At 62.7% G+C, this 13,356-nt stretch carries 9 protein-coding genes; 8 read left to right on the top strand and 1 reads right to left on the bottom strand.

From position 1 onward, the window contains the following. The first annotated feature begins 512 nt into the window (after window positions 1-512). The gene (gene rmf / locus AC3A5O_RS14915) at window positions 513-728 is read left to right on the top strand and encodes a ribosome modulation factor (protein WP_003223300.1); all 216 of its coding nucleotides are present in this window, start codon (window positions 513-515) and stop codon (window positions 726-728) included. Window positions 729-1,016: 288 nt separating this feature from the next. On the opposite strand, the gene AC3A5O_RS14910 is transcribed toward rmf, so the two are convergent. Beyond that, window positions 1,017-2,036: a quinone-dependent dihydroorotate dehydrogenase gene (locus AC3A5O_RS14910; RefSeq protein ID WP_487753367.1), complete on the bottom strand. Its 1,020-nt coding sequence runs from the start codon at window positions 2,034-2,036 to the stop codon at window positions 1,017-1,019. Window positions 2,037-2,268: 232 nt separating this feature from the next. Between AC3A5O_RS14910 and AC3A5O_RS14905 the strand changes: the two genes are divergently transcribed. The 7 genes from AC3A5O_RS14905 (at window position 2,269) to AC3A5O_RS14875 (ending at window position 13,346) form a co-directional block, all read left to right on the top strand. After that, the gene (locus AC3A5O_RS14905) at window positions 2,269-3,480 is read left to right on the top strand and encodes a CmpA/NrtA family ABC transporter substrate-binding protein (protein WP_122567893.1); all 1,212 of its coding nucleotides are present in this window, start codon (window positions 2,269-2,271) and stop codon (window positions 3,478-3,480) included. 14 nt (window positions 3,481-3,494) lie between these two features. Next, window positions 3,495-4,070, top strand: a complete 576-nt coding sequence (locus AC3A5O_RS14900) for an ANTAR domain-containing response regulator (RefSeq protein WP_003199539.1) — start codon at window positions 3,495-3,497, stop codon at window positions 4,068-4,070. A 451-nt stretch (window positions 4,071-4,521) separates the two neighbouring features. Continuing rightward, the gene (locus AC3A5O_RS14895; protein ID WP_025212688.1) at window positions 4,522-5,733 is read left to right on the top strand and encodes a nitrate/nitrite transporter; all 1,212 of its coding nucleotides are present in this window, start codon (window positions 4,522-4,524) and stop codon (window positions 5,731-5,733) included. A gap of 9 nt (window positions 5,734-5,742) precedes the next feature. Continuing rightward, complete coding sequence (locus tag AC3A5O_RS14890; protein WP_122567892.1) at window positions 5,743-7,413, top strand: bifunctional protein-serine/threonine kinase/phosphatase; 1,671 nt, start codon at window positions 5,743-5,745, stop codon at window positions 7,411-7,413. Between the two features lie 448 nt (window positions 7,414-7,861). After that, a complete protein-coding gene (nirB, locus tag AC3A5O_RS14885; protein WP_487753366.1) occupies window positions 7,862-10,315 on the top strand; it encodes a nitrite reductase large subunit NirB in 2,454 nt (817 codons plus the stop codon). Next, on the top strand, window positions 10,312-10,629 hold the full coding sequence (gene nirD, locus AC3A5O_RS14880) for a nitrite reductase small subunit NirD (RefSeq protein WP_018605256.1): 318 nt from the start codon (window positions 10,312-10,314) through the stop codon (window positions 10,627-10,629). The genes nirB and nirD overlap by 4 nt, the downstream gene beginning before the upstream one ends. Then, complete coding sequence (locus AC3A5O_RS14875; protein WP_487753365.1) at window positions 10,629-13,346, top strand: nitrate reductase; 2,718 nt, start codon at window positions 10,629-10,631, stop codon at window positions 13,344-13,346. Before nirD ends, AC3A5O_RS14875 begins: the two co-directional genes overlap by 1 nt. The last annotated feature ends 10 nt before the right edge of the window (window positions 13,347-13,356 follow it).

Raw genomic sequence — 13,356 nt, 5'->3', positions numbered from 1 at the left:
GCTAAGTGGACCGGGCAACGCATTGCCGGGCCGGGTTCAGTCAGGTGCTTTTCTCAAGAGCACCCGCGTGGCACGAATGTGTGCCGTGCCGCCCTCGCCGCTCAGGTTAAAGGAGCTTTGATGCGAAGGCAGGTAAAAAATTCTGTGCAACAAATTGTGAAAACTCGACCCTTTCGTCGAATAGTACCTGAGTGCAACAGGGGGACATTCTCATTCAAGGAAAGGCCGTCCCCTTTGGCGCAGGGCCGATCATACAGGGGTCTTGCTCAAAAGCGGTCAATGAACATGAAGTTACTTATCGCCCTAACATCTTTATTGTTACGTGCTTATGACAAAACGATCATTCCATCCCTGTGACGCTTTGGTTAGAACTCAACACAGGTTGACGTCGCAACGGCGTCAACACCTCGGCTCGTCACGCCGGCAACGAGCCACCAACGGCAGAATGATTCTGCCCCGGCCTCGATAGAGGTCGACGCTAAGTAACAGTCAACAAGTGAGGGCAACACCCTATGAGAAGACTTAAGCGTGATCCGTTGGAAAGAGCATTTTTACGTGGTTACCAATATGGCGTTGGTGGTAAATCCCGTGAGCTTTGCCCCTTTACTCTACCGTCGGTACGTCAAGCCTGGATCAATGGCTGGCGAGAAGGACGCGGCGACAACTGGGACGGTATGACCGGCACTGCGGGTATCCATAGACTCAACGAACTTCACGCCGTCGGCTGACACAGGGCTTAATACTCAAGAACTCGACAATTTGAAACCCATATCGATTTAACCACGCACGTCCCATCCGGGCGGCGGGCTACGGCCCAGGGGGCTCCTTCGAGGAGCCCTTTTTAATGCCTGGGTTATTAACTTGAGTTGCAACATGTTGTGGCGAGGCCCTGTGGGAGCAAGGCTTGCCCGCGATGAAGACAACGCGGTCTGTCTGGAACCGAGGCGACCTTATCGCGAGCAAGCTTTGCTCCCACAGAAAACCTGCTCGCCACAATAGAGCCGAGCACTCCTGAATCAACCCAACGCCGCAATCGCATCCACCGACTCACGAATCAACGCCGGCCCCTTGTAGATGAAGCCCGAGTAAACCTGCACCAGGCTCGCCCCGGCGGTGATCTTCTCGGCGGCATGCCTGCCTTCGGTAATCCCGCCCGCCGCGATGATCGGCAAGCGCCCCGCCAACTCAGCGGCCAGCACCTTCACGGTGTGGGTGCTCTTGTCACGCACGGGCGCGCCAGACAAACCGCCCGCCTCGTCACCGTGCTCCAGCCCTTCGACGCCTTCGCGCCCCAGGGTCGTGTTGGTGGCGATCACCGCGTCCATGCCCGTCTCGATCAGGGCCTGGGCCACCTGGCTGGTCTCTTCGTCGGTCATGTCCGGGGCGATCTTGATCGCCAGTGGCACATGCCGACCATGGGTCAAAGCCAGTTCCGCACGACGCCGGGCCAGGTCGGCCAGCAGTTGCTTGAGGGAATCACCGAATTGCAGGCTGCGCAGCCCCGGGGTGTTGGGAGAGCTGACGTTGACGGTCACGTAGCTGGCGTGGGCGTAGACCTTGTCCAGGCAGATCAGGTAGTCGTCGACGGCGCGCTCCACCGGCGTGTCGAAGTTCTTGCCGATGTTGATGCCGAGCACGCCCTTGTATTTGGCCGCGGCCACACGGGCCAGCAGGTGATCAACGCCCAGGTTGTTGAAGCCCATGCGGTTGATGATCGCCTCGGCTTGCGGCAGGCGGAAGAGCCGTGGCTTGGGGTTGCCCGGCTGCGGGCGCGGGGTGACGGTGCCGATTTCCACGAAACCGAAACCCAACTGGGCGAAGCCGTCGATGGCCGCGCCATTCTTGTCCAGGCCCGCCGCCAGCCCGACCGGGTTGGGAAACTCCAGGCCCATGACCGTCACCGGCAATTTCGCCGGCGCCTTGCACAGCAAACCGTTGAGGCCGAGGCGTCCGCCCGCGCCGATCAAGTCCAGGGACAGGTCGTGGGAAGTTTCCGGGGAGAGTTTGAACAGCAGTTCACGGGCCAGGGTGTACATGGGCGGCTTTGACTCGGGCGACGAAATGAGGCGGCGATTATAGCCGGGCAACGGCGGCTCAAGCGAGGCGCCCGCACAAAACGATAGCGCTGGCATATGCCTTGCACCCTTTTGGTCATCAGCGCCCATGCCAGCGACGGAATGAGTGCCACACTGTTTTAAGGGACAACGGCGTCGTCGTCCGGTCTCCTGAGCCCGGACACGGCGCTTTTTTATGCGGAAGGTGATACCGATGAATGAAGTTCCAGCCAACCCCCTGGCCTGGGTCAATGGCAGCGATGCCCCGGAAAAGAGCGCGGTCAACCTCGGTTTCATGGCCTTGAGCGACTGCGCCCCGGTGGTCGTGGCCGCCACCCAGGGCTTCGCCCAGCCCTACGGCCTGACCCTGAACCTCAAGCGCCAGGCGTCCTGGGCCAACCTGCGGGACAAGCTGGTCAGCGGTGAAATCGATGCCGCCCACAGCCTGTATGGCCTGGTCTACGCCGTGCACTTGGGCATTGGCGGGGTCGCACCGACCGACATGGCCGTGCTGATGGGGCTGAACCAGAACGGCCAGAGCATCAACCTGTCCCATGGCCTGCAGGCCCAAGGCGTGACCAGTCCTGAAGCACTGGAACGGCACGTGCACCAAACTCGCCCGAAACTGACCTTCGCCCAGACCTTCCCCACCGGCACCCACGCCATGTGGCTCTATTACTGGCTTGCAGCCCAGGGCATCCACCCCTTGTCGGACGTCGACAGCGTGGTGGTACCGCCGCCGCAAATGATCGCGCACCTGCAAGCCGGGCGCATCGATGGGTTTTGCGTCGGCGAGCCTTGGTGCGCCAGCGCGGTGAAGCAAAACCTCGGTTTTACCTTGGCGACTACCCAGACCATCTGGCCCGACCACCCGGAAAAAGTCCTGGGCTGCACCCGGGCGTTCGTCGAGCAATACCCCAATACCGCCCGGGCCTTGGTGATGGCGATCCTCGAAGCCAGCCGCTTCATCGAACAAAGCAGCGAAAACCGTCGCAGCACCGCGCAACTATTGAGTGCACCGGAATACCTCGATGCCCCACTGGACTGCATCGAGCCGCGCCTGCTGGGGATCTATGCCGACGGCTTGGGCAACAGCTGGCAGGATCCCCACGCGATGCGCTTTCATGGCGGCGGCGAAGTGAACCTGCCGTACCTGTCCGACGGCATGTGGTTCATGACCCAGTTCCGTCGCTGGGGCCTGCTGCGTGAAGACCCGGATTACCTGGCCGTGGCCCGGGACGTCCAGCAGCTCAAGCTGTACCGTGAAGCCTGCGCTGCACTCGACATCGCGTCTCCGGACCAGGACATGCGCAGCAGCCAACTGATCGACGGCACCACCTGGGACGGCTCGGACCCGGCCGGGTACGCCCGCAGCTTCAAACTGCACGCCTTGAGCGATGCGGCTCCCCTTCTCGCCAGCCGCTGACAGGAGCCACGACCATGCTGCGTATCCTGCTGATCAACGACACCGCGAAAAAAGTCGGCCGCCTCAAGGCTGCCCTGATTGAGGCCGGCTTCGAAGTGATCGACGAATCCGGCCTGACCATCGACCTGCCGGCGCGCGTCGAAACGGTGCGTCCGGACGTGATCCTGATCGATACCGAGTCACCCGGACGCGATGTGATGGAACAAGTGGTGCTGGTCAGCCGCGACCAGCCACGACCGATCGTCATGTTTACCGACGAGCACGACCCCAATGTGATGCGCCAGGCGATCAAGTCGGGCGTCAGTGCCTACATCGTCGAAGGCATCCACGCTGCGCGCCTGCAACCGATCCTCGACGTGGCCATGGCCCGCTTCGAAAGCGACCAGGCCCTGCGTGCCCAACTCCTGGCCCGGGACCAGCAACTGGCCGAACGCAAGCGCATCGAACTGGCCAAGGGCATGCTGATGAAGATGAAGGAGTGCAACGAAGAACAGGCCTACACCCTGATGCGCCGCCAGGCCATGAGCCGCCAGCAGAAGCTGATCCAGGTGGCGGAGCAGATCATTGCCATGAACGAGTTGCTCGGCTGAAAGCCTTGTAGCGCCTGGCCTGACGCCATCGCGAGCAAGCTCGCTCCCACAGGTCCTGTAGCCACTGGAGTTCCAATGTAGGAGCGGGCTTGCTCGCGAAAGCGGCTTTCCATTCAACATTGATGTCGACTGACCGGACGCCTTCGCGAGCAAGCCCGCTCCCACAGGTATTGTGCCCACTGAAGATCCATTGTGGGAGCGAGCTTGCTCGCGATAGCCCTCACGCCAATCCCTCCTGTTGGCACAGATCTCGCTTAAGCAATCCCACAGGTAACCAACGGCGGTTGCCCCACCTACGACAAAGACGTCGCACACCCACCTTGCCTCTCTGGCAATCCGGGTTGCGGCGTTTTTTTGTTTTGGCTCTTCGGAGCCGGTGGTGCGACCACAGACGGCGCACTGCTTCTGAGCACTGACTCATTTCTCGAGACTTTTACAGCTGAGGTGCGCGATGAATTCAAGCTTCTGGAAATCCGGCCACACCCCGACACTGTTCGCGGCCTTCCTCTATTTCGACCTGAGTTTCATGGTCTGGTACCTGCTCGGTCCACTGGCGGTGCAGATCTCCGCCGACCTGCACCTGACCACCCAGCAACGCGGCCTGATGGTCGCGACGCCGATCCTGGCCGGTGCCGTACTGCGTCTGTTCATGGGCTTGCTGGCCGATCGCATCTCGCCGAAAACCGCCGGCATGGTCGGCCAGGTGATTGTGATCGGTGCGTTGTTTTGCGCCTGGAAACTGGGCATCCACAGCTACGAACAAGCCCTGCTGCTCGGCCTGTTCCTGGGCGTGGCCGGCGCTTCGTTCGCCGTGGCCCTGCCGCTGGCTTCCCAGTGGTATCCGCCACAACACCAGGGCAAGGCCATGGGCATCGCTGGCGCCGGTAACTCGGGCACCGTGCTCGCGGCGTTGATCGCTCCGGTCATGGCCGTAGCCTTCGGCTGGACCAACGTGTTCGGCTTCGCGCTGATCCCGCTGGTGTTGACCCTGGTCCTCTTCGCCTGGCTGGCCAAGAACGCTCCCGAGCGGCCGAAAGCCAAATCCATGGCCGACTACCTCAAGGCCCTGGGCGACCGTGACAGCTGGTGGTTCATGTTCTTCTACAGCGTGACCTTCGGCGGTTTCATCGGCCTGGCCAGCGCCCTGCCCGGCTACTTCAACGACCAATACGGCCTGAGCCCCGTCACCGCCGGCTACTACACCGCCGCCTGCGTCTTCGGTGGCAGTCTGATGCGTCCGTTGGGTGGCGCCCTGGCGGACCGTTTCGGCGGCATCCGCACCTTGCTGGGCATGTACACCGTTGCTGCGGTCTGCATCGCCGCGGTGGGCTTCAACCTGCCGAGTTCCTATGCGGCCCTGGCCCTGTTCGTTTGCACCATGCTCGGTTTGGGTGCGGGCAACGGCGCGGTGTTCCAACTGGTGCCACAACGCTTCCGTCGCGAAATCGGCGTGATGACCGGGCTGATCGGCATGGCCGGCGGCATCGGCGGCTTCGCCCTGGCGGCGGGCATGGGCGCGATCAAACAAAGCACCGGCAGCTATCAACTGGCCCTGTGGTTGTTCGCCAGCCTCGGTGTCCTGGCCTGGTTCGGCCTGCACGGTGTCAAGCGTCGCTGGAGAACCACTTGGGGTTCGGCAGCCGTCACCGCTGCTCGGGTATAACCTGCAACCATGAGCCTGCAATTGAGCTTCGCCGAAGCCAGTGCCATCGGCCCGCGGGAGGAAAACCAGGACGCCCTGCGCCTGGTCACCCCCGCCCCGGCCCTGGCCGCCAGCAAGGGTTACCTGTTCGCCATCGCCGATGGCGTGAGCCAATGCGCCGATGGTGGGCTGGCCGCCCGTTCGACCTTGCAGGCCCTGGCCCTGGACTACTATTCCACGCCGCAAACCTGGGGCGTGGCCCAGGCGCTGGACCGCTTGTTACTGGCGCAGAATCGCTGGCTGCAGGCCAACGGTGGCGGGCAACCGCTGCTCACCACCGTCAGCGCCCTGGTCCTGCGAGGCCGGCGCTTCACCCTGGCCCACGTGGGTGATTGCCGGGTCTATCGCTGGCACGCCGATCACTTGCAACGGGTCAGCGAAGATCACGTCTGGGAACAGCAAGGCATGCAGCATGTGCTCAAGCGGGCCCTGGGACTGGATCAACACCTGATTCTCGACTTTCTCGACGGTGAACTGCGCACCGACGAAACGTTCGTGTTGCTCAGCGATGGCGTCTGGGCCGTCCTGGGGGACACGGCCATCGCCGGCATCCTTCGCGACCAACCGGACCTGGACCTCGCGGCCCAGACGCTGGTCAACGCCGCGCACCTGGCCGGCAGCCAGGACAATGCCAGCGCGTTGTTGGTGCGGGTCGATGCCCTGGGCGAAGCCAGCATCGGCGATGCCTTGATCCAACTGCAGCAATGGCCCCTGCCCCCCATGCTGAAACCGGGCCAGGTGTTCGAGGGCTGGCAAGTCGAAGGCCTGCTTGGCCAGAGCCAGCAATCGTTGCTCTACCGGGTACATGACGGCCAGGGCCAACCCTGGTTGCTGAAAACCTTGCCCGTGCAGCTACGGGACGACAGCCGGGCTGGACAGGCCTTGCTCTCGGAGGAATGGTTTCTCAAGCGCGTCGCCGGGCGGCAGTTTCCCGAGGTCCATGGCGTTCCCCAGCGTCAGCATTTGTACTATGTGATGCGCGAGTATCCGGGCGCGACCCTGGCCGAGCTGTTCAACCAGGCCGGGCCATTGCCCCTGGCCCAATGGCAGGACCTGGCGCAACGGCTGATGCGGGCGGTGGGCCTGTTGCATCGAAGGCAGATCTATCACCGCGACATCAAGCCGGAAAACCTGCACCTGGGTGACGACGGGGAGTTGCGCTTGCTGGATTTCGGCCTGGCCTACTGCCCGGGCCTGTCCGAGGACCAGGCCAACGTCTTGCCCGGTACGCCCAGCTACATTGCCCCGGAAGCCTTCGGCGGCACCGCACCCACGGCGCAACAGGATTTGTATGCCGTCGGCGTGACCTTGTATTTCCTGCTGACCGGGCACTATCCCTACGGCGAAATCGAAGCCTTCCAGCGCCCGCGCTTTGGCGTGCCGGTCAGTGCCAACCGCTATCGGCCGGACCTGGCTGAATGGCTTGGGCAAAGCCTGGAACGCGCCATCGCGGCGGACCCGGGCCAGCGCTTTGAAACCGCCGAGGAATGGCTGTTGCTGCTGGAACAGGGCGAGCGCCGCAGCTTGAGCGTAAGGCCCAGGCCGTTGCTGGAAAGGGAGCCGCTGAAGGTCTGGCGGACGTTGGCACTGGTGTCGTTGGTGGTGAATGTTGTGTTGTTGTTTCTGATGTTTCACAGCTGAAATCCGGTCGTCCCCATCGCGAGCAAGCTTTGCTCCCACAAGGGACCTGCTGTCACAGGGCATTTGCTGCCACAAGGGATCTGCTGTGGGAGCAAAGCTTGCTCGCGATGGCGGCCTGCCTGCCACTAAAAAGCTATCGGCCCCACGCTCCATTACCGGGCAACACGCTTTGATTCGGTGCAATAAACCCCACCCCAATCCGCTCAATCAGCTCGCTGCTCAATAAATCCGCACCTTAGAGCCAGTTGGCACAACCACTGCATAACCTCTCTCACCATACATAAAGCAACGCCTCCAACGATGAAGGCGGTGCTTCCCGAGAGAACGGGACCAGGACAAAGGCGTCCTCGCTAGCTTGCTAGCGGGACGCCTTTTTTTGTTTTCGTAAAAATTGCCGAGCCAGTCCGATCGCCGTGATGAAACGGACATGAGCTTGCGGAGAACCCTGATGAAAAAACTCAAACTGGTGATGATCGGCAACGGCATGGCCGGGGTTCGAACCCTCGAGGAACTGCTCAAGCTGAGCAACGAGCTGTACGACATCACGGTGTTCGGCGCCGAGCCCCACACCAACTACAACCGCATCCTGCTCTCGCCGGTGCTGGCCGGTGAGCAGACGTTCGAAGAGATCGTGCTCAACGACCTGAGCTGGTACCTGGACAACAACATCAAGCTGCTGCTCAACCGCAAAGTGGTGGAGATCGACCGGATCAAGCGCCGGGTCATCGCCGAAGACGGTAGCGAAGCCGAATACGACCGCCTGCTCATCGCCACCGGCTCCACGCCCTTCATCCTGCCGATCCCCGGCAACAGCCTGGACGGCGTGATCGGCTACCGCGACATCGCCGACACCCAGGCGATGATCGACACCGCCAAGACCCACAAGCACGCCGTGGTCATCGGTGGCGGCCTGTTGGGCCTGGAAGCGGCCAACGGCTTGAAGCTGCGGGGCATGGACGTGACCGTGGTGCACCTGGGCGAATGGCTGCTGGAACGGCAACTGGACAAGACCAGCGGCCAACTGCTGCAAACCGCCCTGGAAAACCGCGGCCTGAAATTCCGCCTCAGCGAACAGACCCAGGCCTTGCACGATGCCGGCAATGGCCGGGTCGGGTCGGTCCAGTTCAAGAACGGCGACATCATCCCCGCCGACCTGGTGGTGATGGCCGCCGGCATCCGCCCCAACACCGAACTGGCGGAAAAATCCGGCATCCCGTGCAACCGCGGGATCCTGGTCAACGACACCATGCAAACCTACGACCCACGCATCTACGCCATCGGTGAATGCGCCAGCCACCGCGGCACCGCCTACGGCCTGGTGGCACCGCTGTTCGAACAAGCCAAAGTCTGCGCCAACCACCTCGCGCAACTGGGCTTCGCCACTTACAAGGGTTCGGTCACGTCGACCAAGTTGAAAGTCACCGGCATCGACCTGTTCTCCGCCGGCGACTTCATGGGCGGCGAAGGCACCGAGACCATCACCCTGTCCGACCCCATCGGCGGCGTCTACAAAAAACTGGTGATCAAGGATGACGTGCTGGTCGGTGCCTGTCTGTACGGCGATACCGCGGACGGCGGCTGGTATTTCCGCCAGATCCGTGAGAACCACGGCATCAGCGAGATCCGCGATCACCTGATGTTCGGTGAGAATGCACTCGGCGACGTAGGCCACCAGGGCCAGGACAAAGCCATGAGCATGGCCGACAGCGCCGAAGTCTGCGGCTGCAATGGCGTGTGCAAGGGCACCATCGTCAAGGCGATCCAGGAACACGGGCTGTTCAGCGTCGATGACGTGAAAAAACACACCAAGGCCGCCAGTTCCTGCGGTTCCTGCGCCGGCCTGGTGGAACAGATCCTGATCAACACCGTCGGCGGTGCGGCGGACGTCAAGCCGAAAAGCGAAAAAGCCATCTGCGGTTGCAGCGACCTCAACCACGGCCAGATCCGCCAGGCGATCCGCGACCAGCACCTGCTGACCATCGCTGGCGCCATGAGTTACCTGAACTGGCGCACCCCCAACGGCTGCGCCACCTGCCGCCCGGCATTGAACTACTACCTGATTTCCACCTGGCCCGGCGAAGCCCACGACGACCCGCAGTCACGCCTGATCAACGAACGCGCCCACGCCAACATCCAGAAAGACGGCACCTACTCCGTGGTTCCGCGGATGTGGGGCGGCGTGACCAACCCATCGGAACTGCGGCGCATCGCCGACGTGGCCGACAAGTACAACGTGCCCATGGTCAAGGTCACCGGGGGCCAGCGCATCGATTTGCTGGGGATCAAAAAGCAGGACCTGCCCGGCGTGTGGAAAGACCTCGACATGCCTTCCGGCCACGCCTATGGCAAGTCCATTCGCACCGTGAAGACCTGCGTGGGCAGCGAGTTCTGCCGCTTCGGCACGCAGAACTCCACCCAACTGGGCATCGAGCTGGAACACGACCTGTTCAACATGTGGTCGCCCCACAAAGTGAAGCTGGCCGTCTCCGGTTGCCCACGCAACTGTTCGGAAGCCGGGATCAAGGACGTCGGCATTATCGGCGTCGATTCCGGCTGGGAGATGTACATCGGTGGCAACGGCGGGATCAAGACCGAGGTCGCCGAGTTTTTCGTCAAGCTCAAGACCGCCGAAGAGGTGCGTGAATACAACGGCGCCTTCCTGCAGCTCTACCGTGAGGAAGCCTTCTACCTCGAACGCACCGTGCATTACATGCAGCGGGTTGGCATGGAGCACATCAAGAAAGCCGTGCTGGAAGACCCCGAACGACGCAAGGCCCTCCACGAACGCCTGAAGTTTTCCCTGTCGCTGGAACAGGACCCTTGGAAGCAACGCCTGGAACAGCCTCAGTTGAAGAAAGAGTTCGAGGCCATCCCCGTGAAGAACCTGGAGGTGCCGGCATGAACTGGTTGGATATCTGCGCACTGGAAGAGATCAACATCCTCGGTTCGCGCATCATCAATGGCCCCAAAGGCGATATCGCGATATTCCGCACCAGCGACGATGAAGTGTTCGCACTGGATGACCGTTGCCCGCACAAGGGCGGCCCGTTGTCCCAAGGGTTGGTCTACGGCAAGCGCGTGGCCTGCCCGCTGCACAACTGGCAGATCGACCTGGAAAGCGGCCAGGCCCAGGCCCCCGACGTGGGCTGCGCCCATCATCATTCGGCCCGGGTCGAGAACGGCCGGGTGCAACTAGCCCTGCGGGATGCAAGCTGATGAACCGCCAGATCACTGCCTCCACCTGCTGTTATTGCGGGGTCGGTTGCGGCGCCCTGATCGAGCATGACGGCGAGCGCATCCTCGGCGTCAGCGGCGATCCCGCCCATCCGGCCAACTTCGGCAAACTGTGCAGCAAGGGTTCCACCCTGCACCTGACCGGCGACCTGACCGCTCGCGCCCTGTACCCGGAACTGCGCCTGGGCAAAGGCCTGGCCCGGGCCCGTACCGACTGGGACAGCGCCCTGGATCACGCCGCCAGCGTCTTCGCCGAGACCATCGCCGAGCACGGCCCGGACAGCGTGGCGTTCTACATCTCCGGCCAGTTGCTGACCGAGGACTACTACGCCTTCAACAAACTCGCCCGGGCGTTGGTGGGCACCAACAACATCGACAGCAATTCCCGGCTGTGCATGTCCTCCGCCGTGGTGGGCTACAAACGCAGCCTCGGCGCCGACGCCCCACCCTGCAGCTACGAAGACCTGGAACTGAGCGACTGCGTGATGATCGTCGGCAGTAACATGGCCTACGCCCATCCCATCCTCTTTCGCCGCCTCGAAGAGGCCAAATCCCGCCGACCACAGATGAAAATCATCGTCATCGACCCCCGGCGTACCGACACCTGCGACCTGGCGGACCTGCACTTGGCGATCCTGCCCGGCACCGATGTCGCCTTGTTCCATGGGATTTTGCACCTGCTGCTGTGGGAAGACTGGGTCGACCGCGACTTCATCAAGGCCCATACCGAAGGCTTCGCTGACCTGAAGAACCTGGTGCGCGACTACACCCCGGCCATGGTCGCCCAGTTGTGCGGCATCAGCGTCGAACAACTGCACCAGTGCGCCGAATGGGTCGGCACGTCGCCAAGCTTCCTGTCGTTGTGGTGCATGGGTTTGAACCAGTCCACCGCCGGCAGCGCGAAAAACAGCGCCCTGATCAACTTGCACCTGGCCACGGGACAAATCGGTCGACCGGGTGCGGGCCCCTTCTCTCTGACCGGCCAACCCAATGCCATGGGTGGACGGGAAACCGGCAGCCTGTCGAACCTGCTGCCGGGCCATCGCGAAGCCGCCAACCCGGAGCATCGCGCCGATGTCGCCCGCTATTGGGGTGTCGAGCAATTGCCCGCCACCACCGGTTTGAGCGCCATCGAGCTGTTCGAACAGGTGCGCAGTGGCAAGATCAAGGCCTTGTGGATCGCCTGCACCAACCCGGCCCAGTCGATGCCGGACCAGACAGCGGTACGTGAGGCGCTGCAAGCTTGCCCGTTCGTGGTGTTGCAGGAAGCCTTCCGGACCACCGAGACCGCCGCCTTTGCCGACTTGCTGCTGCCGGCAGCCAGCTGGGGCGAGAAAGAAGGCTCGGTGACCAACTCCGAACGGCGGATTTCCCACGTCCGTCGGGCCGTCGGCGCACCGGGTGAAGCACGTCCGGACTGGGCAATCACAGTGGATTTCGCACAGCGCCTGGAGAAACGTCTGCGCCCGGGCCAAACCAGCCTGTTCGCCTTTGACACCCCGGCCCAACTGTTCGATGAATACAAACAACTGACCCGGGGCCGCGACCTGGACTTGTCCGGCATCAGCCATGCCCTGATCGATCAACTCGGCCCCCAGCAATGGCCCTTCCCCGAAGGCGCCACGGTCGGAACGGCGCGCCTGTACGTGGACGGGATTTTCCCGACCGACAACGGCCGGGCGCGTTTCGTGGCCGATCCCTATCGCGCCGCCCAGGAACTGCGTGACGCCCGCTACCCATTGACCCTCAACACTGGCCGCCTGAGGGACCAGTGGCACGGCATGAGCCGTACCGGCACCGCCGCGCAGCTGTTTGGTCATGTGAACGAAGCCGTGCTCAGCCTGCACCCCGACGAAATGCAGCGCCATCGCCTGCAAGCGGGCGACCTGGTCAACCTCAAGAGCCGTCGCGGCAGCGTGATCGTGGCCGTGGACAGCGACGACAGCGTGCGCCCGGGCCAGGCGTTCCTGCCCATGCACTGGGGTGATCGGTTCCTCAAGGGCGGCGTGAACACCCTGACTCAACCGGCCTTCGACCCCTTGTCGAAACAACCGGAACTCAAGCACAGCGGCGTGCGCCTGGAACCGGTGAACCTGCCTTGGCAGTTGTTCGCCTTGATCGAAGGCGATGTTCAACAACATTTGGAGGCGCTGCGCCCCCTGTGCGAGGGGTTTTCCTACGTCAGCCTGAGCCTGACCGGCCGTGAGCGTCCCGCATTGCTGATTCGCGCTGCCAGCGCCGTCGCGCCAGAACCGCAACTGCTCAAGGCCATCGACGAGCAATTGGGCCTGATCGACGGGCCGGTACTGGCCTATGACGACCCGCGTCGCGCCATCGGTAAACGGGTGCGCATCAAAAACGGCCGCATCACCGCCATCCGCCTGGCCGGCGAAACCCTGGCCCGGCACTGGCTGCAGAACCTGTGGCTGGAAGGCCGTGCCGATGAACAACTGCGGCGCTGGCTGCTGGCGCCTTTGAGCGCGCCGCCGGGCAATGTCGGCGCTACAACGGGTGGCAGCAAAACGCTGTGCAACTGCATGAACGTGAGCCAGCGTGCGATCTGCGCAGGCATCGAGCGTGGCTTGGACTTGCAGGGGCTCAAGCAAGAATTGGGCTGTGGCACGCAATGTGGTTCTTGCGTACCGGAAATCAAACGTCTGCTGGTTGCCACGGCGCAACCGCTGGCGGCTATCTCGTGAGGAAAACACT

The sequence above is a fragment of the Pseudomonas sp. Soil_N_39 genome, assembly GCF_057655955.1.
Note: the sequence above shows the minus strand (reverse complement) of the source record. Positions and strands in the feature narration are given on the sequence as shown.

Excerpts from the sequence above, each read along its gene's own strand:
- rmf (WP_003223300.1), top strand. The coding sequence starts at position 513 with ATGAGAAGACTTAAGCGTGATCCGTTGGAAAGAGCATTTTTACGTGGT.
- AC3A5O_RS14910 (WP_487753367.1), bottom strand. The coding sequence starts at position 2,036 with ATGTACACCCTGGCCCGTGAACTGCTGTTCAAACTCTCCCCGGAAACT.
- AC3A5O_RS14905 (WP_122567893.1), top strand. The coding sequence starts at position 2,269 with ATGAATGAAGTTCCAGCCAACCCCCTGGCCTGGGTCAATGGCAGCGAT.
- AC3A5O_RS14900 (WP_003199539.1), top strand. The coding sequence starts at position 3,495 with ATGCTGCGTATCCTGCTGATCAACGACACCGCGAAAAAAGTCGGCCGC.
- AC3A5O_RS14895 (WP_025212688.1), top strand. The coding sequence starts at position 4,522 with ATGAATTCAAGCTTCTGGAAATCCGGCCACACCCCGACACTGTTCGCG.
- AC3A5O_RS14890 (WP_122567892.1), top strand. The coding sequence starts at position 5,743 with ATGAGCCTGCAATTGAGCTTCGCCGAAGCCAGTGCCATCGGCCCGCGG.
- nirB (WP_487753366.1), top strand. The coding sequence starts at position 7,862 with ATGAAAAAACTCAAACTGGTGATGATCGGCAACGGCATGGCCGGGGTT.
- nirD (WP_018605256.1), top strand. The coding sequence starts at position 10,312 with ATGAACTGGTTGGATATCTGCGCACTGGAAGAGATCAACATCCTCGGT.
- AC3A5O_RS14875 (WP_487753365.1), top strand. The coding sequence starts at position 10,629 with ATGAACCGCCAGATCACTGCCTCCACCTGCTGTTATTGCGGGGTCGGT.